23 protein-coding genes are annotated in these 22928 nt (G+C 63.3%); 14 read left to right on the forward strand and 9 right to left on the reverse strand.

The annotated features are described in order from the left end of the window. Positions 1-236: hypothetical protein (locus tag VKR55_RS25040; RefSeq protein ID WP_324407566.1), on the forward strand; the 236-nt coding region annotated here is incomplete at its 5' end. Between the two features lie 746 nt (positions 237-982). Beyond that, positions 983-1171, forward strand: a complete 189-nt coding sequence (locus tag VKR55_RS25045; protein WP_324407567.1) for a TadE/TadG family type IV pilus assembly protein — start codon at positions 983-985, stop codon at positions 1169-1171. A gap of 319 nt (positions 1172-1490) precedes the next feature. On the opposite strand, the gene VKR55_RS25050 is transcribed toward VKR55_RS25045, so the two are convergent. Beyond that, positions 1491-1697, reverse strand: a complete 207-nt coding sequence (locus VKR55_RS25050) for a hypothetical protein (protein WP_324407569.1) — start codon at positions 1695-1697, stop codon at positions 1491-1493. A 594-nt stretch (positions 1698-2291) separates the two neighbouring features. On the opposite strand from VKR55_RS25050, the gene VKR55_RS25055 reads away from it, so the two are divergent. Further along, positions 2292-2459: a hypothetical protein gene (locus VKR55_RS25055; RefSeq protein WP_324407570.1), complete on the forward strand. Its 168-nt coding sequence runs from the start codon at positions 2292-2294 to the stop codon at positions 2457-2459. A 246-nt stretch (positions 2460-2705) separates the two neighbouring features. Here VKR55_RS25055 and VKR55_RS25060 read toward each other — a convergent pair whose 3' ends face one another. Continuing rightward, positions 2706-2870, reverse strand: coding sequence for a hypothetical protein (locus VKR55_RS25060; protein ID WP_324407572.1), 165 nt, complete (start codon positions 2868-2870; stop codon positions 2706-2708). Positions 2871-3005: 135 nt separating this feature from the next. Further along, complete coding sequence (locus tag VKR55_RS25065) at positions 3006-3938, reverse strand: hypothetical protein (RefSeq protein ID WP_324407573.1); 933 nt, start codon at positions 3936-3938, stop codon at positions 3006-3008. A gap of 517 nt (positions 3939-4455) precedes the next feature. On the opposite strand from VKR55_RS25065, the gene VKR55_RS25070 reads away from it, so the two are divergent. Further along, positions 4456-5439, forward strand: a complete 984-nt coding sequence (locus VKR55_RS25070; protein WP_324407575.1) for an ABC transporter substrate-binding protein — start codon at positions 4456-4458, stop codon at positions 5437-5439. Between the two features lie 969 nt (positions 5440-6408). On the opposite strand, the gene VKR55_RS25075 is transcribed toward VKR55_RS25070, so the two are convergent. After that, on the reverse strand, positions 6409-8172 hold the full coding sequence (locus VKR55_RS25075) for an outer membrane beta-barrel protein (protein WP_324407688.1): 1764 nt from the start codon (positions 8170-8172) through the stop codon (positions 6409-6411). Between the two features lie 223 nt (positions 8173-8395). Between VKR55_RS25075 and VKR55_RS25080 the strand changes: the two genes are divergently transcribed. Continuing rightward, complete coding sequence (locus VKR55_RS25080; RefSeq protein WP_414642448.1) at positions 8396-9388, forward strand: KpsF/GutQ family sugar-phosphate isomerase; 993 nt, start codon at positions 8396-8398, stop codon at positions 9386-9388. Here the strand turns inward: VKR55_RS25080 and VKR55_RS25085 are convergent. After that, the gene (locus VKR55_RS25085; RefSeq protein WP_324407579.1) at positions 9385-9924 is read right to left on the reverse strand and encodes a carboxymuconolactone decarboxylase family protein; all 540 of its coding nucleotides are present in this window, start codon (positions 9922-9924) and stop codon (positions 9385-9387) included. The two genes, VKR55_RS25080 and VKR55_RS25085, sit on opposite strands and share 4 nt — an antisense overlap. 85 nt (positions 9925-10009) lie before the next feature. Between VKR55_RS25085 and VKR55_RS25090 the strand changes: the two genes are divergently transcribed. Beyond that, positions 10010-10336, forward strand: coding sequence for a winged helix-turn-helix transcriptional regulator (locus tag VKR55_RS25090; RefSeq protein ID WP_324407580.1), 327 nt, complete (start codon positions 10010-10012; stop codon positions 10334-10336). A 10-nt stretch (positions 10337-10346) separates the two neighbouring features. Here VKR55_RS25090 and VKR55_RS25095 read toward each other — a convergent pair whose 3' ends face one another. The 3 genes from VKR55_RS25095 to hemH form a co-directional block, all read right to left on the reverse strand. Further along, on the reverse strand, positions 10347-10793 hold the full coding sequence (locus VKR55_RS25095; RefSeq protein WP_324407581.1) for an NfeD family protein: 447 nt from the start codon (positions 10791-10793) through the stop codon (positions 10347-10349). Positions 10794-10817: 24 nt separating this feature from the next. After that, on the reverse strand, positions 10818-11816 hold the full coding sequence (locus tag VKR55_RS25100; protein ID WP_324407583.1) for an SPFH domain-containing protein: 999 nt from the start codon (positions 11814-11816) through the stop codon (positions 10818-10820). A gap of 309 nt (positions 11817-12125) precedes the next feature. Beyond that, positions 12126-13163 carry a ferrochelatase gene (hemH, locus tag VKR55_RS25105; protein WP_324407585.1) on the reverse strand — a complete coding sequence of 346 codons (1038 nt, stop codon included), beginning with the start codon at positions 13161-13163 and terminating at the stop codon, positions 12126-12128. Between the two features lie 87 nt (positions 13164-13250). Here hemH and VKR55_RS25110 point away from each other — a divergent pair, with 87 nt between their 5' ends. Together VKR55_RS25110 and VKR55_RS25115 are read left to right on the forward strand one after the other, a co-directional pair. Continuing rightward, the gene (locus VKR55_RS25110) at positions 13251-13649 is read left to right on the forward strand and encodes an MAPEG family protein (protein WP_324407587.1); all 399 of its coding nucleotides are present in this window, start codon (positions 13251-13253) and stop codon (positions 13647-13649) included. Positions 13650-13665: 16 nt separating this feature from the next. Next, positions 13666-15384 (forward strand): FAD-dependent oxidoreductase, encoded by a 1719-nt coding sequence (locus VKR55_RS25115; protein WP_324407589.1) that lies wholly within the window; start codon positions 13666-13668, stop codon positions 15382-15384. Between the two features lie 86 nt (positions 15385-15470). Here VKR55_RS25115 and VKR55_RS25120 read toward each other — a convergent pair whose 3' ends face one another. Further along, positions 15471-17555 (reverse strand): M3 family metallopeptidase, encoded by a 2085-nt coding sequence (locus tag VKR55_RS25120; protein ID WP_324407590.1) that lies wholly within the window; start codon positions 17553-17555, stop codon positions 15471-15473. Positions 17556-17687: 132 nt separating this feature from the next. On the opposite strand from VKR55_RS25120, the gene VKR55_RS25125 reads away from it, so the two are divergent. The 6 genes from VKR55_RS25125 to VKR55_RS25150 all read left to right on the forward strand — a co-directional run bounded on the left by VKR55_RS25125 (position 17688) and on the right by VKR55_RS25150 (position 22800). Beyond that, positions 17688-17948, forward strand: coding sequence for a hypothetical protein (locus VKR55_RS25125; protein ID WP_324407592.1), 261 nt, complete (start codon positions 17688-17690; stop codon positions 17946-17948). A 696-nt stretch (positions 17949-18644) separates the two neighbouring features. Next, entirely contained in the window at positions 18645-19787 is a 1143-nt protein-coding gene (locus tag VKR55_RS25130) for a type III PLP-dependent enzyme (protein WP_324407593.1), read from the forward strand. Positions 19788-19910: 123 nt separating this feature from the next. Next, positions 19911-20678, forward strand: a complete 768-nt coding sequence (locus VKR55_RS25135) for a GNAT family N-acetyltransferase (RefSeq protein ID WP_324407595.1) — start codon at positions 19911-19913, stop codon at positions 20676-20678. A gap of 10 nt (positions 20679-20688) precedes the next feature. Continuing rightward, a complete protein-coding gene (locus VKR55_RS25140) occupies positions 20689-20856 on the forward strand; it encodes a hypothetical protein (RefSeq protein ID WP_324407597.1) in 168 nt (55 codons plus the stop codon). A 79-nt stretch (positions 20857-20935) separates the two neighbouring features. After that, a complete protein-coding gene (locus tag VKR55_RS25145; protein WP_324407598.1) occupies positions 20936-21325 on the forward strand; it encodes a RidA family protein in 390 nt (129 codons plus the stop codon). Positions 21326-21369: 44 nt separating this feature from the next. Continuing rightward, on the forward strand, positions 21370-22800 hold the full coding sequence (locus tag VKR55_RS25150) for a homospermidine synthase (RefSeq protein WP_324407599.1): 1431 nt from the start codon (positions 21370-21372) through the stop codon (positions 22798-22800). Positions 22801-22928 lie beyond the last annotated feature (128 nt).

The following is a 22928-nucleotide window of genomic DNA, read 5'->3' on the forward strand; positions in this document are numbered from 1 at the left end:
TGTCACCAATTCGTGACACGCATTCCGAAGGCTTCAGCTATCTCGTCACCTCCATAGCTGCTCCGGCTGCTTCCGGCTGGAGCGTTTGCCGGGTGGGACTTGCACCCACTGGAAAGCGCCGCCTTCTCACGGCGCACACCCAAAGTGGTCCTCTCAGCCACGACGTCAGCATCACGATGCGCCGGTTGTCCATCGGCGTCCTATTCAGTTCCGCGGCCGGAACCGTTACCTGCTGATTTCCATAATGGCCGCCATCACTTCCGTCTATCAGGCAGTGCTCGCGATCCGGGAGTGAAACGGTTCGGCGAGGGTCATCACCAACCGGTGATTGAAAGCCTTTCGCCAATAGGAACGGGATGGGGCCGCTCCGCATTCGTAAGCGGTACGGGCACGCTCGTTATATCAACTTGTACCTAACAACGTAGCGAAGGAAACGACCATGGCGCGGACGAAGCAGGCTGCAAGAGAGCACCGCACGACCAAGGCCGCTGCCGCAGCGGCGCTGGGTGCCGCCGGACTGGGGCTTTCGCTGGCTGGGAGCACATCCGCATCGACGCTGCCCGCCGCGGATATTCCGCAATCCGACAACAACTGGTCCGGGTCCGGGCATCGCTTCGTTCTCGGCGAAGAAGAGATGGCCGACGTCAGTCTCGCGACATTCCATCTGTTCGACAACGAGCACGGTACGGCTGGCTCCCAGCAGACGGCTTGGGGCTGCCGTTGCGGTGGTTGCCGTGGCTGCGGTTGCCGTGGCTGCGGTTGGCGTGCCTGCAGATGCGGCGGCTGCGGAGGTTGCGGCGGCTGCTGCCGGCGTTGGGGACACTGCCGCTGGTGCTGAGCTCCGCGGAACGACATGTCCGGGGGGAGCCCTGGCCGCAACATATGTGACCGTTTCGGCCCAGATGACGTACAACACGACCCTGAACTACCCGGCCCTGCCGAGCAGCTACAACTTCACCGCACAGTCGACGGCGAGGCTGAAGTGAAGCGTCCCGGACTATGGCGCGATGAGCAGGGCGCGTCCGCGCTGGAATTCGCGCTGACCGCGCCCGTCTTTTTCCTTTTTCTCTTCGGTATCATTGAACTTGGCCTGATGTTCTGGACGCAGATCGGCTTGCAGCACGGCGCCGAGATGGCGGCCCGATGCGCGACGATCCACACCACGCTTTGAGCCTGCCGGCCTCAACGTTCACCTACAGCACGCCGGCGTGCGGAAATCAGGTGAGCGCGAGTTATACGTTCCAGTTTCCCGACATCATGAACATCGGTCCGCTGACGCTCACCGCACAGGCGTGCTTCCCCGCCTGACGAGCAGGGTCGGCTGCGGGAGGCTCGATCGCGCAGGCGTTTGCCTGCTCTTCGGGCCTCGCGTTGACTTCGATAGATGTTGGTCTTGTGAGTCAGCCGCTCAAGGAGCAACGGACTGCTCCACAGTGGTCAGAGACTTCCCGGTTTGATCGCAACCGTGACATTGCGGCTACACGAGCAGCTCACTCCTGGAGAACCGAGAAGTCCTTGGATCTTTGCCGGTCCTCGGCTTCCAAAAACCCTTCGGCAGCAAGGCCGCGTTTCAGCAATTCCCGTATTGCCGAAGCTCTGCTCGGCATCCGTTTCTTAAAACGCCACGTATCAATGGCGCGGAGTTCCTGTGGCGACAGCATAATCTGAAGGCGTTCGCCTCTACTGAGCTCACCCATCCGCCTCACTCCCAAACCGATAAAGGGCTCAAGATGAGTCAGTTACTACTTAGGCTCCTTAGCCGCACTCACTTAGGTTAATGGATAAACTGCCAAAATAGCCGAAGCCGGCAGCAACGCTGGATGTGTCAGTTGCTACTTAGGCGCCTTAATCGCACTCACTTCGGTTAATGGATAAACTGCCAAGCTAGCCAAGGCTGCCAGCAACGCATTGAACTACCTATTGTTTTGTTGACCGCCCGGCGCATGAAGAGCACGCTACAGGGGTGGGACCGAGACGCCGCAGGCGTCATGGCCGAAAGACCAATCGCGCTCCCGCCTGCAAAACAAAGGGAACGCGCCGCATGCCGCATAACAAAATTCATCAAGCGTCCGACGACGAATTTCGACGTAGAATCGCAAGCGCCCGCGAAGTGACAGCCGCGTGTTTGGAACTGCTCCGACAGTCTCGCCCGGATACGTTTCTCGGCAGGCAGCACCACGAACTGAGCCCCCAAGCTGCGACCAGGATGATGGCCGCGGCTCGCTTGCGGGGCGGCGGGGATAAACTTGTCGGGCGCGCAACGCAAGCTTTGCAAAAGGTGCGGGAGGCCAATGCTGCCGGTGTCGGGAGCAGATGGAGAGCCGACCAGCAAATGCTTGTACTGCGACAAGATCGACCCGCTGCAATCGGCTGATGTCAGGGAATGGACCAAGAGCAAGGCGCTGCGGCCGCCGAGCAAGGATCACTCGTCGAGGATAGATGAGGACGATGAAAAATAAGAGCGGGCTGCGCGGGGTGGTTTGCGGGGCGCTGCGGGCAACGCATTCCAAGGATGTCTCTTTTTGGCCTAACGCGCCGAGGCTTGACGCCTGCTTTGCGTCGGCCGTCCAGGACAGAGTGGACTTCGCCAACAGAGGAAACGTGCGGCCACCAGCTCGGCTGCCGCTCGTGCTCGGGCCGGAAAGCAAGCTTTCTCGTTCACAGAAGCGGGGCCGTCAGTCCACAATGGATCCAGCAGTGCCGAGCTAATGGGGCGCGGTCGGCGGCGCCTCTTTCGACTCCAGGCGGGTCAGGGCCTGATCGATTTCCTGAAGTTCGCGCTCGACCGCGGCGAGCCGTTCGGGTTCCACTTCCTGCCTGCTATCCAGCAGCTTCCGCTTGCGCTCGAGAAGTTCGGCGATGTCGCGCATGGCTGGCTCCGAAGCGTCGCCCCCGGAGGTGTCTGCCCATTCAATGCATGTTGGGCCGCGACGTTCCACGCGGCCGGTTCCCAGGCCATTTGTATGACTTTCGAAAGAGCCGCTCACCAGGCGGATCTTCCCTCATCACGCGCGGGAGCGCCCAACCATCAACAGGATCCCGCCGATCTGCGGCAGCAGCGCAAGCAGTACCAGGCGCAGCATGGCGAAGTCATTGGCGCTTGGCTGCAGCGAGCCACGGCTGAGCCAGGCGACCAGCCGGATCGCAGCGTCGGTCTGCGGGTCCGCGGTCTGCTCAACAGAATGCATAGCCACGTCGACCGCCTGCTGTCGCTCCGCAACGGCGGCCTCGCGCTCGCGGCAGAACTTGCCGACGCCGCCCCTGCACTCACGATCGCGCGCCGCCACGGCGTCCGCGAGCGCGGCCTGGGCCACACTTACCGCAAGCGTCGGTCGTGACGCGCGCGCCAATGTCACATCCGCAATGTTCACGGACGCAAAGCCGACGCCGGCCGTTACGGCGAAGAGGAAGGTCATCAGCCAGACCGCCCACGCGACCAATGCCGTTGCCCGCTGGCGCGCGCCCCAGAGATGGGCCGCGCATGACGGCGCGGCCAGGGCAGCAAGATCGGTCGCAACGCCAATAGCCAGGAACAGCCATCCCGCGGCCTCCGTCGATCCGAGCGACCGCGCAAACCATCCATTGATGACAATGCCGACCCCGGCGAGAGCCAGCGCCGCGGCGACCAGCACATAGGATGCGAGCGAGCGCGGCGGCGCAACAGCGCCACCCGCGACCGCCGGCGCACCGCGCGACATCTCTGCCGCCACATCCGACACCGTTGCAGATGCGGTCGCCGGGACTGGAGCGGCTGTCTCATTCGCCTCCGATAGAAATTCCGTGGGGATCAGGTCTTCGGACGATGGAGGCACGACAATCGCCGCAGGCGACTTCTTCCTGCGCTGCCGGTGGGCGTTCGCGCGTTCGGCACGCTTCCTGACCTTCTTCGGCGCGCCGAGATGGAGGGGAATAACAGATGCGGTCGCTTCGTCGGACATTGCTACGCCACTACCGTCGGTTGTGATGCCTGGGGCACGGCGCTACGTTCGAACACGACGCCGCGCCGCTTTGCTGGAATCGAGTCCCTTCCTTTTCGCGCGATTCGTCAATCAGGCAACGGAGTGACAGTGGGAACCCTGAGAATGTCGAATTGAGTGGGCGCCCGAGCGGTGCGTCTGTTCGTCGCGATTTCGGCAACGAATCGACGCTTCTTAAGCGCGGCACTGCGACTAAGCCCCGCCGGTCAAGGATCATCCTATGAGAGCTTCGGCCTATCAATTGCGCCGGCAGGGCCACCAGCGTAGAGGTGGCAAGACCGATACGGCGCGTCTGCTTATCGGTGCAGCCAGAAACCATAAGCAGGGCTTGTATTCGGTGCTTTTCACCCGGTGCAGACATCGGTGAGTTAAAATTGCTGCTGTGCAACCTGGCCTTCGAGCCCCATTTCGCTGATCGCAAATCCCTGTTGTAATTCCCGCTTGCCAGTCGGTGCAGTCATTAAGCATGGAGGCAATCATGCGACGGCGCGACGCTCTACGAATGATGGTCTGCACCATAGCGATAGTCCCTACCGGCATTGCGGCGCAAACCACAGCAAAGACGTATCGGATCGGAACGCTGACCGTTGGACCGCCGATACCTCCTACCGAAGGCACCGGAAAGATGCTGGTCGAAGGCTTGGCTCGCCGTGGATACAGATTGAAGGAAAACCTCGCCTATGAAGCGCGTGGTGCGTCGGGAAAAATTGCGCAGATGCCGAACCTGATGCAGGAGTTGAAAGCCGCCAAGGTCGATGTGGTGGTGACGATTGGATACCCTTCCGCTGCGGCCGCCAAAGCATCGGGCGTTCCAACGGTGATCGCCAGTGGCTCGGGCGATCCGGTCGTGACCGGGCTGGTTCAAAGCTTCGCACATCCAGGCGGTAACGTGACGGGAATTGCGGACGACGCCGCTGCACTTTCCACCAAGCGCCTGGGATTGTTGAAGGCCGCCTTACCTCAGCTTCGCCGGGTCGCAATGCTCTGGAACAGGGACGATCGTGGAATGACACAACGTTATGACGCATCCGCAAAGGCCGCTGAGGAACTCGGCGTCACTGTGCAACCGCTCGGCGTTCGCGAACCGGATGACTTCAACGAAGCCTTCGACGCCATGAATCGCGAAATGCCGGATGCCATTCTGATGGTGACGGACTCACTTACGCTTCTCAATCGTAAGCGCGTGTTCGATTTTGCCCTCGAACATAAAGTTCCTGCCATCTATGAACAGGATTTCATGGCACGGGATGGCGGACTGATGTCGTACGGCGCCGACGCACGCGAGTCCTTCGATCGGGCCGCAGATCTAAGCGCGCGGATTTTCCAGGGCGCAAAACCGGCTGATCTGCCCGTTGAGATCCCGACACGATACCTATTCGTCGTCAATCTGAAAACCGCAAAGGCAATGAATTTTACGGTACCCAACAACGTGCTCTCCCTCGCCGACGAGGTAATTGAATAGGTGCGCCACCCGCAAGTTGGTATCGTCCAGCCAGTGGAATCGCCTTTTGGAAATGATGTCGCCCGAGCCTTTGGCGAATCAGTCTCCGCTCCGTGGAGCACTGCGCTCGTCAAGACTCCCTCGTAAAGATTGGGGTGTAACCGAAATTTCTTGAGGCAACTCAAGCTCTTGGGCTTGTCGCGCCTGGCTTCAGAAATTTTTCTTCCATTTTCCGGAAATTTCTGCTTATCATAAGCGCATCCCGTGCCCGCGAGAGGGGCGCTTCGCGATCGTCACGAGTGTTGGGTGCGGGATGCGATGGACGTGATCACATCGTCAGACGTGCGATGCGGCGCGGACGAGCGAAATCGTGCGGTCCCGATCCCCCGACGCTGGGATCAACCCCCGGGTGACAGCGATGTCGGCCTCGCGGCCGACACGCCGAGATCCCGGGGGGACGGAGGCTAACAAGCCCGGCACTCCGAGGAGACCACGTATAAGCCGTAAACCATTGCGCAGGGAATGCCGGTTGATTTGGCTGCCCTGTTGTTGCTTGCGTGCGTAAGTGCACTTTCTTTGCACGCAAGGCTCGCGGGTGCGGCCTGCATCCGGCATTCCCTGCGCCCTCTCACTTCAGAGGACGCGATTCTGGCAAGACCCGGACGCTTTCGCGCTGCGGGAATGCGGAGGTGTGTCCTCCGTCGTCATTGCGAGGAGCCAACGGGTCCGCGCAAACGCGCGGCCCGATGACAGGCTCCGCGACGAAGCAATCCACGCCGGTTCTCCGCGGAAGCATTATGGATTGCTTCGCTTCGCTCGCAATGACGGTTGTTTGACAATTGAATATGAAGCGGTGCCGCGATGTTGCGCCCAAGCGCAACAGCCTCGGATGACGCATCTTCCAAAAGGTTTTCCAGGATGGATGCGCGGGTCACGCCCGCGCATGACGAGCTCGCGAGGAGTTGAGACCCGGATGGCCGCGCAGGCCGATCAATTCTGCAGCCTCACGCCCAGCATCACCACGGTCGCGTTCGAGCTCGCGAGCGGGGCGTTGGAGTTGAGGACGTCGTAGCGCAGCGAGCCCTTGATCCAGAGACTGCGCGTCATCTTGTAGATCAGGTCGCCCTCGACCGAGTAGGTCTTGTCGTTGCGGTTGTCGCCCTGGTAGTCGTAGGTGCCGTAGGTGAACTTGCCGATGCCGGTCAGCCAGCGGCGGAAGTCGTGATCGACCTCGATCGCGTAGGTGTGCACCAGCACGCCCGAAGTGTTCGGCAGCGTGGTCTCGCCGATCTGCGTATCGGTTGTGAATTTCACCGTGGTGAGCGGCGACATGCTCCACACCAGCGAGCCCGAGGTGAGCAGGCCGTCAAGCCGGCTCAGTCTGGGATCGACGTAGCTGCGCTCGGACCAGCCGACTGCGATCTCGCCGGTGAGGAGCCGCGTGAACTCGAACGACGTGCCGGCCTTGCCGTAACCGCCGGTCGAATCGCGCTGAAAACCGTTGCGGTCGAACTGCAGGTCGTGCTGGCGCGTGTCGGCTTCGACCTCGATGAACGGCTTCAGACCCGGCTTCAGCTCATAGGAGACGCGGCCGACCCCGCCATACTGGTTGAAGGCGCGGTCGTCGTTGCTCGAGGTCTCGCCGTCCGTGAGCTTCGAGTCCTGATAGACGGTGCGGTCGACGGTCGCGCCGCCGGAAATCTGCAGGCGGTTGAAGTGCTGGTCGAAGCCGAAGGTGCCGCCGAACGACGCATAGATCGGATATTTGGCGAGCCCGGCCTGGATGTTCGGGCTGCCGGGGTTATCGGTCGAGACGCGCAGCCGCGCCTGCGCGGTGAGATCGAAATCCCTGGTGACGTCGAGGCGGCCGTCGACATGGCCGGTGAAATCCGGGCGATCGACATTGGTCGGCGCCGGATTGACCGTGCCGTCGAGCGTCTGCGGCAGCGAGCCGCCGTAACCGGTGAACGAGCCGCGCAGGTCCGCGACCACGGCGTGGCGCTCCCAGTTGGACACCGCGAGAAATTCCGGCGCCACCACCCAGAACGGCAGGCCATGCGCCTGGAAGGTTCGGCCCGGGTTGGTGTCGTAGCCGCCCGAGACTTCGACCGCCGACTTGATCAGGAAGCTGCCCGCATAATCGCCGACCGCGCCGAACGGATCGTCGTCGATCTTGAGCCGGCGACGCTGCGGCTGGCCCGGCACCGTATCGGCCATCGCCGGCGGCAGCGGCTGCTTGTTCGCCATCTCCGACGGCGGGATCGAGAGCCGCAGCTGTCCGGCGAAATTGACCGGCGGTTGCTTCGGCGGCGGCGAGCCAGGTCCCAACGGCTTCTTCGGCCTGGCCTGGGCCGGATAGTATTTTGGCGGCTTTCGCTTCCGGTTCAGCGAGTCGAAACCGGAATCGGACGCGCCGTTGGCGGCCGGCAGGCCATAGGTCGGGATATTGCCGATCCGCGACGGCGCGGGCTGATCGGCCCTCAACTTGCGAGGATCGGCATTGGGATCGATCGTGCTCAAGGGATCGAGCGTGGCGTCGGGATCGAGCACGGCGCTGCCCGGGCTGCCGGCGATCTGGCGCCGCGCGAGATTGTCGGGCGCGGTCTGGGTGGTGCGTTGCGGATTGAACAAATCCGGCGTGACCGATTGGGCCTCGGCCTTTGTTTCACCGAGGGCGATCAGCGCAAGGCAGGCGAAGGCAGCGCGCAAAAGACACGCGCGCGATTTTCGGCCCCGGCCTGGAGGCACCGTCACGATGGGGAAAACTCCAACGAAATCATGCACTTCGTCGACCGTCTCGCGCACGCCGCAAAGCCTGCGGAGAGCGCAAAAAAGTCGTTAATGGAGTTAAAACAATTATGGTTAATGACCCGTTGAGGACGCCCCCTTGCACGTCGCCTCGACTACACCCCCGTGCTAAGCAGGCGGCGGGCAGAACCCCTCTTTTCGGGAACTCACCATGGCAAGCCAACCGCTGATGTCCCCATCATCCGGCCCCGAAAATGCAGACACTGCCGTGCAGTCGGCGCTGCGCACGCTCGAGGTCGGAAGCAAGGGCATCGGCGCCATCGCAGCCGCCCTGCAGGGCTCGCTCGGCGCGGCGTTTGCGACATCGGTGGAGCTGATCCGGCAGGCCAGGGGCCGCGTGATCGTCACCGGGCTTGGCAAGTCCGGCCATGTCGCGCGCAAGGTCGCGGCGACGCTCGCCTCCACCGGCACACCTGCTTTCTTCGTGCATGCGGCCGAAGCGAGCCACGGCGATCTCGGCATGATCACGCCCGACGACGTGATCGTGGCGCTGTCCTGGTCCGGCGAGCAGCCGGAGATGAAGAACCTCGTCAACTACTCGGCGCGCTTTGCGATCCCGATGATCGCGGTGACGTCGAATGCGGAGTCTTCGCTCGGCGCCGCGGCGCGGATCGTGCTGGAGCTGCCGAAGGTGCGCGAGGCCTGCCCGCACAACCTGGCGCCGACGACCTCGACCCTGATGCAGGCCGCGATCGGCGATGCGCTGGCGATCGCGCTCCTGGAGAGCCGCGGCTTCACGGCGCTCGAATTTGCGAAATTCCATCCCGGCGGCAAGCTCGGAGCGATGCTCAAGCATACCTCTGACCTCATGCATACCGGCGACGACTTGCCGATCAAGCCGGTCGGCACGGTGATGTCGGAGGCGCTGGTGGAGATGTCGGCCAAGGGCTTTGGCTGCGTCGCCATCGTCGATCGAAGCGGCCATCTCGCGGGCATCATCACGGACGGCGATTTGCGCCGGCAGATGCGGCCCGATCTGATGACGCTCCTCGTCGATGACGTCATGACCAGAAATCCCAAGGTCGTCGAACGCGCCTCGCTCGCGAGCGAAGCGCTGGAGCTGCTCAATTCGGCGAAGATCACCACCCTCCTCGTGACCGAGGCGAACAAGCCGGTCGGGATCATCCACCTGCACGATCTGCTTCGGGCCGGGGTGGCTTAGGTCGGAAACCGTGCCGCCTTCTCCTCCAGCGGCAGCCGCAAGCCATTCGCCAGATACGACACCGTGCGGTAGACGCCGCACAGCATGATGACCTCGAGGATCTGGTCGTCGTCATAATGCGCTGAGAGCGCCGCAAACTCGCCATCGCTGAGCGTCGCGCGGCGATGCAGCGCGTCGACGGCCGCGATCAGCGCCTGCTCGGCGGAGGACCAGCACGGGGCGTCTGCCGGCCCCACGACCGTGGCGCGGACCTGCTCGTCGGTGAGCTGCGCGGCAGCCGCGAAGAACGCGACATGCACCCCCCATTCATACTCGCAACCGTTCAGCGCACAGGTGCGGTCGATCACGATCTCCCGCTCGCGCAAGGAGAGCGGGCCGGGGTCCAGAAGGCTGCCGCCGCGCAATTTCTCCCAGGCGCGCGCATGCCCCGCCATGACGCGGAACAGGATCAGGGGCGGCGCGCCGCGCATGATGCGGTCGAACTGCTCCTGGATATCGGGCGCGTAAGGCGGCTCAAGCGGAGCGAGGCGTGACATGGCGGACTCCTATGCTACAATATCAGTAGCACTATGCTACGTATTATGTAGCAACGCAAGCTTTATGAACGGACCGCTCAAAGCCATGACAAAAGAGACCACGCCAAAACGCCGCGTCCGCGGCTCGCGCACCGGGCGGCCGATCATGGCGCTGCTCGATCTGTTGGGCCGGCGCTGGACCTTGCGGATATTGTGGGAGCTGCGCGAGGGCGCGCTGACCTCGCGCGCACTGCGCGCGGCCTGCGACGAGGCCTCGCCTACCGTGCTGAACCAGCGGCTGAAGGAATTGCGCGAGGCGGGCTTTGTCGAGCTCGGCGAAGGCGGCGGTTACGGACTGACGCCGCTCGGCCGTGAGCTCAACGCGACGTGCCTGCCGCTCTATCATTTTGCGGAGAGATGGAGCTGGCGTTGACGGAGTGCGGCTACGCCGCCGCAACCGTCAGGTTGGCGCCATCGGCCCGCACCACCTTGACGCGACTGCCGGCCGGCGCGTCGGGGCCGGCGACGCGCCAGATGGTGTCGTCGATCCGCACCGTGCCGGTACCGTCGATGATCGGCTTCTCCAGCGTGAACACGCGCCCGACCAGGGCGGCCGCGCGGCGGTTGAGGAAGGGATTGCTGCGGCTGGCGCGGCTCGGGCTTGCTGCGAGGCGCCGCCAGATCGGCACCGCCGCCACGGCAAACACCGCGAACATCAGAAGCTGCGTCTGCCAGGACGGATGCGCCGCGAACGACACCAATCCCACGAGCAGCGCGGCGAGCCCGAACCAGAACAGAAAGACACCTGGCGCGGCCAATTCCAGCGCCATCAGGATGAAGCCGAAGATCAGCCAGTTCCAGGTGCCCAATGTCGAAAACATCTCGGTCATGACGCGATCCTCAAGATGAACCCCCTATTGCGGCGTCACGGGCGGCTGCGTCGGCCCTGCCGGCGGCACCGAGGTGGTGCGGCGCGCGGCCGCTTGCGCCGATACCGCGCTTTCGCCGAAGGTGGCCTTCGCGATCTCGCCGATGCCGGCGAGCGAAGCGAGCAGACTCGTCGCTTCCATCGGAAGCATGATGACCTTCTGGTTCGGCGCATCGGCAAACTGGCCGAACGCCTTGATGTATTTGTCGGCGATGAAGTAGTTGAGCGAGGCGACGTCGCCCCTGGCGATCGCCTCCGACACCATCTGCGTCGCCTTCGCCTCGGCTTCCGCGGAGCGCTCGCGCGCCTCGGCGTCGCGGAAGGCGGCCTCGCGGCGCCCCTCGGCCTGCAGGATCTGGCTCTGCTTCGCTCCTTCCGCACGCAAAATCTCGGACTGACGCTGGCCTTCCGCCTGCAAAATGTCGGCGCGCTTGACGCGCTCGGCCTTCATCTGCCGGCCCATCGCCTCGACGAGATCGGCCGGCGGCACGATGTCCTTGATCTCGATGCGGTTGACCTTCACGCCCCAGGGCGAAACCGCGGCATCGACCACGCGCAGGAGGCGCTCGTTGATCTCGTCACGATGCGACAGCACCTGGTCGAGGTCCATCGAGCCCATCACCGAGCGGATGTTGGTCATGGTCAGGACCGTGATCGCCTGCGCGAGATTGGCGACCTCGTAGCTCGCCTTCGCGGCATCGAACACCTGGAAGAACGCGACACCGTCGACGGTGACGGTGGCGTTGTCCTTGGTGATCACCTCCTGCTCGGGAATGTTGATCACCTGCTCCATCATGTTGATCTTGCGGCCGACGCGGTCGAAGAAAGGAACGATGAGGTTGAGGCCCGGCGTCAGCGTGTGGGTGTATTTGCCGAACCGCTCGATGGTCCAGTCCCAGCCTTGCGGTACCGTCTTGACGCCCGAGAGCAATGTGAAAATGACGAGGAGAACCAGAACGATCGCGAAGACGTCAAAGCCAGACATATTTCCTCCAAAGCGCGACAAAAGCGGTCGCGCGCCAAGTCCCCGCCAGAATCAGCTCGCGGTCGCCATCTCGTTATGTCTATCCGGCGGATGCGCCGGTTCATCCGGCTGTTCTTGCAGCAGGTAAGCTATGTATGCGGCCTGAAAGCTGCCAGATGTATGGCGATGCAGCGCGGGCAGACGGCTTGTCCGCTTGATAGAAACGACCAGCGTCAATTCGCCGTGTGGATTGCTTTTGAGAACGAGTCGCGCTTGTCGCTGCGGCGCGTCACAAAATCATTAACGACCGCACAATGAAATCCAGCCTCTTTAGATCCAACCCTGCAATTCGCGCCGCACGAGCTGCGTGATGACATTCATGCCGGCGTCGCTATCGTTGAGACAGGGGATCGCAGAAAATTTCTCACCGCCATGATGCTTGAAGATTTCCGCGTTCTCCCGCGCGATCTCTTCCAGCGTCTCCAGGCAATCGGCGGCAAAGCCCGGCATCACCACCGCGATGCGCTTGATGCCGTCCCGCGCGAGCTGCTCCACCGTCTTGTCAGTATAGGGCTGCAGCCACTCGGCCCTGCCGAAGCGTGACTGAAAGGTCAGTAGCAATTTTGACGCATCGAGTCCCAAGCGCTTGCGCAAGGCGTCCACGGTCGCGATGCATTGCGTCTGGTAGGGATCGCCCTTGTCGACATACTCCTTCGGCATGCCGTGAAAGGAGGCCACGATCCGCTCCGGCTTGAACGGCAACGATGCAAGATGCGCCTCGATCGAGGTCGCGATCGCCTCGATATAATCGGGCGAGTCGTAATAAGGCGGTGTCACCCGCAGCGTCGGCTGGGCGCGCAATCGGCTGAGCACGCGAAACGCCTCGTCGCAGACGGTCGCCGATGTCGCCGCCGAATATTGCGGGTAGAGCGGCACCACTAAAATCCGCTCGCAACCCCGCGCCATCAACTCGTCGATACCGACCTTGATCGACGGGTTGCCGTAGCGCATCGCCCACTCCACCTCGACATGGTCGTGGCCGGCGATGCCGCGGGCGAGCTTCTCGGCCTGCGCGCGCGTGATGGTTTTCAGCGGCGATTCGTCCCGCTCCGTGTTCCAGATCTTGCGGTAGTCGCGCGCCTTGGCGCGCGGGCGCGTCCGCAGGATGATGCCGTTCAGGATCAGCTTCCAGACGAGGCCCTGGTTCTCGATCACCCGCGGGTCTGACAGAAACTCCTTCAGGTAAACCCGCACCCCCCTGGCGTGGGCCGTGTCGGGTGTGCCCAGATTGACCAGGAGCACGCCGACATGCGGCAGCTTTGCTGCCGGCACGGACACCGTGCTCTCAATGGGAACTGCTGACGTCATGAGAGGTGGATTCGCGCAGACGCGCCATCCTTGTCAAGCTGGCCGGCCGTTCGATACTGTCCGTCCCGTTCCGCGCGGAGTGGACGAATGACGGTCGCCGAATATTGCATTTTTGGAAGTGTAGCGCTTTATCTGCTGAGCATTGTCCCGATCAAATGGATCGGGTTTCGGCAATATGACAATTCGAAGCCGCGCGACCCCGCCTTCTACCGGGACGCCATCCGCGCCCGCGCGCTTGGCGCCCACCAGAACGGCATCGAAGCCTTCCCGTTCTTTGCCGCCGCCGTGCTGCTCGCGGAATTCCGCGCCGCGCCACAGAACCTCATCAACGAGCTCGCGATCCTGTTCCTGATCGTGCGCATCGCCTATGTGTTGACCTATATCGGCAACCGCCCGTCGCTGCGCTCGATCCTCTGGAGCGTCGGCTTCATCATCAACATCGCGATCTTCTTCCTGCCGCTGATCCGGAAGTGGTTGCCGGGATAAACGGCGGGGCCATCCGATGCAAACCCCACAGCGACACGCTTTGCGGACCAACTCGGTGGACCTTTTGGTCATCGGCGCCGGAGCTGCGGGCATGGCCGCCGCCATTTTCGCGAAGCTCAGAGGTCTCGACGTCCTTCTTGTCGAGAAATCCGACAAGGTCGGTGGCACGGCTTCAACCTCCGCCGGCACCCTCTGGATACCCGGGAACAGTCAAGGCGCGAAGGCCGGCGACAAGGACAACGTCTGCGAGGCCGCTGCCTATCTCGACAGTCTCATCGCCGGCCATACCCCGCGTACGCGCCGACAGCGCGCCGCCTATCTCTCGACCGGCGTGGAGGCGATCGACTTCCTGGAAGCAAATACCGAAGTCAAATTCCTGCCCTGCGGCGTGCATCCCGACTATCACCGCAAGGCAGGAGCGGCCCTCCGGGGTCGCGCCATCGTGCCTGCTCCCTTTGACGGCCGCGTTCTCGGCTCCGATTTCGAGCGCGTGCGCCCGCCAATTCCGGAGTTCATGATCTTCGGTGGCATGATGGTCGGAAAGATGGATATCCCCCGCCTCGTCGGCCGCTTCAAGTCGCCCGCCAACTTCATCTATTCGACGGGTCTCTTCCTGCGGTATCTTAAGGACCGTCTGCGCTATTCGCGCGGGACCAGGCTCATGATGGGCAATGCGCTCGTTGGACGCATGTATCATTCGTTGCTGAAGCTCGGTGTGAAGCCTGAATTCAATACCCGGCTCGACGAGCTCGTCATGCAGAACGGTCGCGTGACGGGCGCTACGATCGTCGGGCCGTCAGGCCCGAGGCTGGTGACGGCACGCAAGGGCGTTGTCCTCGCGACCGGCGGATTCGCTCACAATGACGCCTATCGCCAGCGTCTCATGCCGGATCCTACACCGAAATATTCGCTCGCATGCGAAGCCAATCACGGCGACGGCATCGCCGCAGCGGAGGCCCTGGGTGCCCGCGTCAATGGAAGCGAAAATGGCAGCGGGGGTTTCTGGGCACCCGTCTCGGTCACGCGCCGGAAGGACGGCACGCGCGGCCTTTTCCCTCATCTATCGCTCGACCGCGCGAAACCCGGCCTGATCGCGGTCAACCGCGCCGGTCGTCGCTTCTGCAATGAAGCCGATTCCTATCATGATTTCGTCGAGGCCATGTACAGGTCGAACGACCGCGACGGCGCCATTCCCTCATGGTTGATCTGCGATGGCGAATTCATTCGCAAATACGGCCTGGGCCTTGTTTATCCCGGCACAAGCGACCTCGGCTCGCACGTGGCCAGCGGGTATGTCGCGCACGCCGACAATGCGGAGCATCTCGCTGCCAGGCTGGGCGTCGACCCCGTCGGGCTGAAGGCAACGCTCGATCGGTATAATGAACAGGCGACGCGCGGCGTCGATGAGGATTTCAACCGGGGACATTCCGAGTTGAATCGCTTCAATGGAGATCCCGCAGTGAAGCCCAATCCGTGTCTTGCGCCGATCGATCTCGGCAACCTCTACGCCATGGAGGTCTGGCCGGCAGAGATCGCTTGCAGCGCGGGAATTTCCACCGACGAGGATGGGCGCGTCGTCGACGAGCAAGAGCAACCGATGCCGGGGCTGTTCGCTTGTGGCAATGACATGGCTTCGGTCATGGCGGACTCTTATCCCGGGCCGGGAACCACGCTCGGCCCCGCCGTGGTCTTCGCCTATCGTGCCGTCAACGCCGCACTGAGAGAAGCAGACTAATCACCACGCTGTGGAAACAAGATCCCCACCCGGTTTGCTCGTGCCGAGCAAACCGACCTCCCCTTTTCAAGGGAGGTTTGAGCGCTTCACGCGGCCGCCGGCGTCTCCAACAATCCGCGCCGCCGCAAGAGCGCGTCGGGCTCGGGCTCGCGGCCTCGGAAGGCGATATAGGCCGCTTCCGGATCGACCGAGCCGCCGGTGGAGTAGATGTCGTCGTGCAGGCGCCTGGCGGTCGCCGGATCGAAGATATTGCCGGCCTCCTCGAACGCGCCGAAGGCATCCGCATCCATCACTTCCGACCACATGTAGCTGTAATAGCCCGCAGCGTAGTGGTCGCCGGAGAAGATATGGCCGAACTGGGTCGGCCGGTGACGCATCGCGATCTCCTCGGGCATGCCGATCTTTTCAAGCTCCGCTTTCTCGAAGGCGCGCACGTCGCGGCAGGCGGAGGCCGGCTGGGTATGGAATTCGAGATCGACCAGGGCGGAAGAGACGAACTCAACGGTGGCAAACCCCTGGTTGAACTTGCGTGCGGCGAGGAAGCGCTGCAGCAGATCCTCCGGCAGGGGCTCGCCGGTCTGATAATGCCGTGCGAATTTCTGCAGCACCTCCGGCCGCTCCTGCCAGTGCTCGTAGAGCTGCGAGGGGAGCTCGACGAAATCGGTGAACACGGACGTGCCCGACAGCGACGGATAAGTGACGTTGGAGAGCATGCCGTGCAGGCCGTGGCCGAATTCGTGGAACAGCGTCCGCGCGTCGTCCGGTGACAGCAGCGCGGGCTGACCATCCGCGCCCTTGGAGAAATTGCAGACATTGATGATCAGCGGCGCGACCTCGATGTCCAGCTTCTGCTGGTCACGCAGCGAGGTCATCCAGGCGCCCGAACGCTTGGAGGGCCGGGCGAAGTAGTCGCCATAGAACAGCGCCTTGTGGCGCCCCTCGCGGTCCCTGACCTCCCAGACCCGAACGTCAGGGTGCCAGACCGGGATATCCTTGCGTTCAGCGAAGGTGATGCCGAACAGGCGGGTGGCGCAGTCGAAGGCAGCCTCGATCATACGATCGAGCGCCAGATAAGGCTTGATCGCGGCATCGTCGAAATTGGCGCGCTCGAGCCGGAGCTTCTCGGCGTAGTAGCGCCAGTCCCATGGCGCCAGTGCGAAGTTGCCGCCCTCGGCTGAGATCATCGCCTGCATCTCGTCGCGATCGGCGCGCGCGCGGGCCCGCGCCGGCTTCCAGACCCGCTCCAAAAGGCCCCGAACCGCATCCGGGGTCTTGGCCATGGAATCCTCGAGCCGGTAGGCGGCAAAGTTCGGAAAGCCGAGCAGCCCTGAGGCCTCCTCGCGCAGCTTCAGGATCTCTACGATGATCTCGTTGTTGTCATTGGCGTTGCCATTGTCGCCGCGGGCGATGAAGGCCTTGTAGAGCTTCTCGCGCAAGTCGCGCCGCACCGAGCTCTTCAGGAACGGCTCGACGGACGAGCGCGACAGCGTCACGATCGCCTTGCCGGCCATCCCGCGCTCTTCGGCCGCAGCCTTCGCGGCGGCAATGAAGCTGTCGGGCAACCCGGCGCGGTCGCCCTCGCCGAGCTCCATGAACCATTCCTGCTCATCGCCGAGCAGGTGATGGCTGAAGCTGGTGCCGAGATGGGCGAGCCGCTCGTTGATCTCGGCCATCCGCTTCTTGGCGTCCTCGGAGAGGCCGGCGCCGGCGCGGTGGAAGCGGGTATAGGTGCGTTCCAGAAGCCGCATCTGCTCGCCGGTGAGGCCCATGGTCGCACGGTTCTCGTGCAGGAGGGCGATGCGGCCGAACAACACCGCGTTCATCATGATGGGGTTCCAGTGCCGCGCCATCCGGAGCGACACCTCCTTGTCGATCTCGAGGATCGCAGGATTGGAGTGGGCCGACACCAGGTCGTAGAAGACCGCCGAGACCTTGGTGAGCAGCTTGCCCGAGCGCTCCAGCGCCGTGATGGTGTTGTCGAAATCGGGCGTCGACGGGTCGTGGGTGATCGCGGCAACCTCGGCTGAATGATCGGCAAAGGCGCGCTCGAAGGCGGGCATAAAGTGCTCGGGGAGGATCTCGGCGAAGGGCGGCGTCTGATGCGGCGTCTGCCAGGCGACGAGCAGCGGATTGGCTTCGCTTGAGGCCACATTTGCAGCGGTTTCTGACATCAAATTTCCCTTATTTTCTAGGGCTTCCCTTGCGGCCTCGTATATCACGCGATGGGCCTTTTTTGGGGGCTTTTACGCTTGCGGGCGGCCCCCTTTTCGGAGAGATTGCGCCCCTCAATAAAGGACGAAGCCATGAGCTCACAGCCCTCCTCGACCGCTTCCCGCCAGATCGTCTGGTCCAGCGTCGTCACCGTCATCTCGGCTGCGATCCTGATCGGCGCCGAAGTGTTCGGAGCCGCGTTTGCCGGCGGCTGGGCGCTGGCTATTCTGCTCGGCCTCGAGGACACCGGCGCCCACATCCTGCAGGCGGTGCTGTTTGCCCTTGGCGTGCTCGTGATGATCGCCTTCGTCCGCGCGGCTCAGCGCGTCGAACCCTTCTTCAAGCGCGCGTGAGTGAAGCGATTCAAGAAATCGCTGTGCCGCAGGCACAACTTCAATCGCACCGTCTTGAAAAGAGTTAACGTTCGTTCATATTCGGTCGCGGGCGCGCATGCTCGAAGCGCGCTGCGTAATGAGCTGTTAGGGAAATTTGTCCTCAGCCTAAAAAATTTCTTGCGAAGCAGAGTCAAAAAGATTATTTCCAGCCTTGCCCAATTTCGCACGTGCCTGTGGTCGTGTGTCAGTCGGTAGGTATCCGGACAAGAGGCCGGACAGCCGCCAAGGGTTGGAAGAACCGAGGGTCGCTTCGAGCTTAAGGCTCGCGTCGGAGACGAAACGTCGAAGACGAAACAGCGGCCAGCATCTCTCTCCAGGGATGCCGTTGAAGGTCTCTCCACTCCTTGCAACCGTGACTGACAGCCGGAGGCGAACCGGCGCACCCCGCTCTCAACGGGGGACGCGACTTAAAGCAACGACGGATCGGGCTTTTTTGGTCTCTACCGGCAGTCCAACGCCGGCGCGGGCTACTGAAAAGGCTTGTCCTTCATTGCCAGGTGAGCGGGCGGGAAAAATTCCCAACCAATCCACGGCAGCACAAATCGGATCGAGTTCGAGGCCTTGTCGCGTCTCCATCGTGCGGCATCGCCAAAGCGCTCACGTCCGGGAACATTTTGAACGGGGCCCGTCGCAAAGGTCCGTTTGGAGGGTGCTATGACCGAACGCATCAGGGAATTCCTGCGCAACCGCCGCAGCGAGGGCCTGGACACCGAGCCGTGCCTCGTGGTCGACCTCGAAGTCGTGCGCGACAACTATCAGACCTTCGCCAAGGCGCTGCCCGACAGCCGCGTGTTCTACGCGGTGAAGGCAAATCCCGCGCCGGAAGTGCTGTCGCTGCTCGCCTCGCTGGGCTCCTGCTTCGACACCGCAACCGTCGCCGAGATCGAGATGGCGCTGGCCGCAGGTGCGACGCCGGAGCGCATCTCCTTTGGCAACACGATCAAGAAGGAGCGTGACATCGCACGCGCCTTTGCGCTCGGCATTCGGCTATTCGCGGTCGACTGCGCCGCCGAGGTCGAGAAGGTCGCCCGTGCCGCGCCGGCTGCGAAGGTGTTCTGCCGTATCCTCTATGACTGTGCCGGCGCCGAATGGCCGCTGTCGCGCAAGTTCGGCTGCGACCCGGAGATGGCGGTCGAGGTACTCGACCTCGCCAAGCGCCGGGGGCTCGAGCCGTGTGGCATCTCCTTCCATGTCGGCTCGCAGCAGCGCAAGGTGAAGGCGTGGGACCGCGCGCTGGCGATGGCCTCCACCGTGTTCCGCGATTGCGCGGAGCGGGGGATCAACCTCACCATGGTCAACATGGGCGGCGGCTTCCCGACCAAGTACCTGAAGGACGTTCCGCCGGTCGTGCAGTACGGCCGGTCGATCTTCCGTGCGCTGCGCAAGCACTTCGGCAACCAGATCCCGGAGACTATCATCGAGCCGGGACGCGGCATGGTCGGCAATGCCGGCATCATCGAGTCCGAAGTCGTCCTGATCTCCAGGAAGAGCGACGAGGACGAGGTGCGCTGGGTGTACCTCGATATCGGCAAGTTCAGCGGTCTCGCCGAGACCATGGACGAGTCGATCCGCTACGCCATCCGCACCCCGCATGACGGGGCCGAGATGACGCCGTGCGTGCTCGCAGGTCCCACCTGCGACTCCGCCGATGTGCTGTACGAGAAGATGCCGTATCCGCTTCCGGTGACGCTCGAGATCGGCGACAAGGTGCTGATCGAGGGGACCGGGGCCTATACGTCGACTTACTCGTCGGTGGCCTTCAACGGCATCCCGCCGCTCAAGACCTACCACATCTGATCCCGCCTCTCTGAGGCTTAAGTCAAGCGGGAGCCGGCACGCCGGCTTCCTCCCTGATCAATCGCGACACCTGAACAACGCTCCACGGCGCAACCCGCCGTGGCCAGCGAGGACTGACGTGCCATGACTGCTGTTCGGAAGACCCCTGTTGTCCTCACCTCGAAAGCCGCTCCGTTCGCGATCCGTGCGGAGCGGGCTTCGGACATCGTCGCGCGTGAAGCGCTGCTGGATACCTGCTTTGGCGAGGACCGCCATATGCGCACCTGCCAGCGCCTGCGCGACGGACGTGCGCCCGCCGAAGGCCTTGCCCTGTCGGCCGTTACGCGAGGGGCTGTTGTCCCGAATTCGAAGTTCGCGCTGCTCGCGGCAGGCTGGGAACGAACTTCGAATTCGATCAGGACAACAGCAGACTTAAAGTCTGCGTGTGGCGATTCTTTCGGCAATTCCCCAGACGGTGCCTGCCGCGAGGGTGGGGGGAATTGCCGAAACGCCACACGCCTCGTGGGCACCGTGCGGCTGTGGCACGTCGGCGCCGGGGGCATCCCGGCGCTTCTTCTCGGCCCTCTCGCGGTAGACAGCGCCTACCGCAAGCTGGGGGTCGGGGCCGCGCTGATGGACCACGCGCTTGCGGCGGCGAGAGCGCGTGGCCATCGCGCGGCACTGCTTCTGGGCGATGCGCCCTATTATACGCGCTTCGGCTTCTCGGCCGACAAGACCGGCGAGTTGAACCTCCCCGGCGCATTCGAGCGCGAGCGTCTGCTTGGACTGGAGCTTGTAGCGGGCGCGCTTGACGGTGCCTGGGGCATGATCGTGCCGACTGGCGCCCGTCTGCCCAAACCGAAGGTAGCGCGGGCGAAGAAATCGCCGCGTACTGCTGCCGCCGTGGCATAGGGCCGCCACCATGCCGAAGAAGCGAGCGATGGCGCGGGCTGCCGAGCGCCCGCGCTTTCGTAACGCCATTGCTACGATCGTGATGATCCTGATGATGGCGATGATCGTGCGCGACATCCTGGTGCGCCGCTGGAGTTCACCGCCCTCCGCGCCCGACATGACACGCCGACTGCCCTGATCCGAGCCACCCTGGCCCGCTTGCGCGAGCCGAAAAAAAGCCCTTAAACCTCGCGTCAAACGAACCGAGAGGTCCGACAATGCCACGCCGCCTGATTTCGACCGGCTCGCCCTTCGAAAAGACCGCAGGCTACAGCCGCGCCGTCGTCGACGGCGATTTCGCCTTCGTGGCCGGAACCACCGGCTATGACTACGCCACCATGACCATGCCGGCCGATGTCACGAGCCAGTCACGTAACTGCTTCAAGACCATCGAAGCCGCATTGAAGGAAGGTGGCTTCGCGCTCACCGACATCGTCCGCGCGACCTACTACATCACCGACGCCAAGGATGCCGATGCGCATCTGGCCGTCTGTGGCGAAGTTCTCGGCGACATCCGTCCCGCCGCAACCCTTCTGGTCGTCGCCGGTCTTCTCAAGCCCGAGATGAAAATCGAGATCGAAGTCACCGCCAAGCGGCGTACCGCCTGATCTTAGCCTTTGCCCGCCCGCACTTTTCCGGAGAGATCCACACGATGAGCCCCGCCTCGCCCGTTCACGCCAAGATTTCCGGCCCCATTGTCATGATCGGCTTCGGCTCGATCGGCAAAGGCACCCTGCCGCTGATCGAGCGCCATTTCGAGTACGACAAGAAGCGCTTCGTCATCATCGATCCGCATGAGGAGGGCGAGCTTGCGAAGAAGCACGGCGTACGCTTCATCAAGCAGGCGGTGACCCAGGACAATTATCGCGAGCTCCTGGTTCCGCTGCTCACCGAGGGCGGCGGCCAGGGCTTTTGCGTCAACCTCTCGGTCGACACGTCCTCGGTCGACATCATGATGCTGTGCCGGGAGATCGGCGCGCTCTATATCGACACCGTCGTCGAACCGTGGGCCGGGTTCTATTTCGACAAGAAAATCGGCACCGAGAAGCGCTCGAACTACGCGCTGCGCGAGACGCTGCTGGCCGCCAAGCACAAGAGCGTAGGCGGCACCACCGCGGTCTCCACCTGCGGCGCCAATCCCGGCATGGTGTCGTGGTTCGTCAAGCAGGCGCTGATCGACATTGCGCTCGACACGGGCCAGAAGATCAACGAGCCGAAGAGCCGCGAGGGCTGGGGGCAGCTCGCGATGAAGCTCGGCGTCAAGGGCATCCATATCGCCGAGCGCGATACCCAGCGCTCCAAGAGGCCGAAGCCGATCAACGTGTTCGTCAACACCTGGTCGGTCGAGGGCTTTGTCTCCGAGGGCATGCAGCCGGCCGAACTCGGCTGGGGCACGCATGAGACATGGATGCCGGACAACGGCCGCACTCATCCCGATGGCTGTGGTGCGGCGATCTATCTGCAGCAGCCCGGCGCCAACACGCGCGTGCGCTCCTGGTGCCCGACGCCCGGCGCGCAATATGGCTTCCTCGTCACCCACAACGAGTCGATTTCGATCGCCGACTATTTCACCGTGCGCGACGGCGGCAACGTGATCTACCGGCCGACCTGCCATTACGCCTATCACCCGGCCAACGACGCCGTGCTGTCGCTGCACGAGATGTTCGGCGCCACCGGGCGCATGCAGCCGTCCTGGCACATTCTGGACGAGAACGAGATCGAGGACGGCATCGACGAACTGGGCGTGCTGGTCTACGGCCATGCCAGGAACGCCTATTGGTACGGCTCGCAGCTCTCGATCGAGGAGACGCGCCAGATCGCGCCCTACCAGAACGCCACCGGCATGCAGGTGTCGTCAGCCGTGCTCGCCGGCATGGTCTGGGCGCTGGAGAACCCGACCGCCGGGATCGTCGAGGCCGACGAGATGGATTTTCACCGCTGCCTTCAGATCCAGCGGCCTTACTTGGGCCCGGTGAAAGGCTTCTATACCGACTGGACGCCGCTGACCGACCGCCCCGGCCTGTTCCCGGAGGACATCGACACGTCCGATCCCTGGCAATTCAGGAACGTGCTGGTACGGTGAGGAGCGGACCTCTTCTTTTCGTGTGTCCTTCCCCTGATGCCGCCAAAGGTCTATGGCGAGGGGCGGCGGTGCCAACGAACCGCCCCGGCCACATCGCCGGCTGACAGCGTGCCGCGGGGCACCGGGAG

Source organism: Bradyrhizobium sp. (genome assembly GCF_035309285.1).
Lineage (GTDB): Bacteria > Pseudomonadota > Alphaproteobacteria > Rhizobiales > Xanthobacteraceae > Bradyrhizobium.

What these genes read in the sequence shown, in the direction of transcription:
- VKR55_RS25050 (WP_324407569.1), bottom strand. Translation starts at nt 1,697, where the DNA reads ATGGGTGAGCTCAGTAGAGGCGAACGCCTTCAGATTATGCTGTCGCCA.
- VKR55_RS25055 (WP_324407570.1), top strand. Translation starts at nt 2,292, where the DNA reads ATGCTGCCGGTGTCGGGAGCAGATGGAGAGCCGACCAGCAAATGCTTG.
- VKR55_RS25060 (WP_324407572.1), bottom strand. Translation starts at nt 2,870, where the DNA reads ATGCGCGACATCGCCGAACTTCTCGAGCGCAAGCGGAAGCTGCTGGAT.
- VKR55_RS25065 (WP_324407573.1), bottom strand. Translation starts at nt 3,938, where the DNA reads ATGTCCGACGAAGCGACCGCATCTGTTATTCCCCTCCATCTCGGCGCG.
- VKR55_RS25070 (WP_324407575.1), top strand. Translation starts at nt 4,456, where the DNA reads ATGCGACGGCGCGACGCTCTACGAATGATGGTCTGCACCATAGCGATA.
- VKR55_RS25080 (WP_414642448.1), top strand. Translation starts at nt 8,396, where the DNA reads ATGTCCCCATCATCCGGCCCCGAAAATGCAGACACTGCCGTGCAGTCG.
- VKR55_RS25085 (WP_324407579.1), bottom strand. Translation starts at nt 9,924, where the DNA reads ATGTCACGCCTCGCTCCGCTTGAGCCGCCTTACGCGCCCGATATCCAG.
- VKR55_RS25090 (WP_324407580.1), top strand. Translation starts at nt 10,010, where the DNA reads ATGACAAAAGAGACCACGCCAAAACGCCGCGTCCGCGGCTCGCGCACC.
- VKR55_RS25095 (WP_324407581.1), bottom strand. Translation starts at nt 10,793, where the DNA reads ATGACCGAGATGTTTTCGACATTGGGCACCTGGAACTGGCTGATCTTC.
- VKR55_RS25100 (WP_324407583.1), bottom strand. Translation starts at nt 11,816, where the DNA reads ATGTCTGGCTTTGACGTCTTCGCGATCGTTCTGGTTCTCCTCGTCATT.
- hemH (WP_324407585.1), bottom strand. Translation starts at nt 13,163, where the DNA reads ATGACGTCAGCAGTTCCCATTGAGAGCACGGTGTCCGTGCCGGCAGCA.
- VKR55_RS25110 (WP_324407587.1), top strand. Translation starts at nt 13,251, where the DNA reads ATGACGGTCGCCGAATATTGCATTTTTGGAAGTGTAGCGCTTTATCTG.
- VKR55_RS25115 (WP_324407589.1), top strand. Translation starts at nt 13,666, where the DNA reads ATGCAAACCCCACAGCGACACGCTTTGCGGACCAACTCGGTGGACCTT.
- VKR55_RS25120 (WP_324407590.1), bottom strand. Translation starts at nt 17,555, where the DNA reads ATGTCAGAAACCGCTGCAAATGTGGCCTCAAGCGAAGCCAATCCGCTG.
- VKR55_RS25125 (WP_324407592.1), top strand. Translation starts at nt 17,688, where the DNA reads ATGAGCTCACAGCCCTCCTCGACCGCTTCCCGCCAGATCGTCTGGTCC.
- VKR55_RS25130 (WP_324407593.1), top strand. Translation starts at nt 18,645, where the DNA reads ATGACCGAACGCATCAGGGAATTCCTGCGCAACCGCCGCAGCGAGGGC.
- VKR55_RS25135 (WP_324407595.1), top strand. Translation starts at nt 19,911, where the DNA reads ATGACTGCTGTTCGGAAGACCCCTGTTGTCCTCACCTCGAAAGCCGCT.
- VKR55_RS25140 (WP_324407597.1), top strand. Translation starts at nt 20,689, where the DNA reads ATGCCGAAGAAGCGAGCGATGGCGCGGGCTGCCGAGCGCCCGCGCTTT.
- VKR55_RS25145 (WP_324407598.1), top strand. Translation starts at nt 20,936, where the DNA reads ATGCCACGCCGCCTGATTTCGACCGGCTCGCCCTTCGAAAAGACCGCA.
- VKR55_RS25150 (WP_324407599.1), top strand. Translation starts at nt 21,370, where the DNA reads ATGAGCCCCGCCTCGCCCGTTCACGCCAAGATTTCCGGCCCCATTGTC.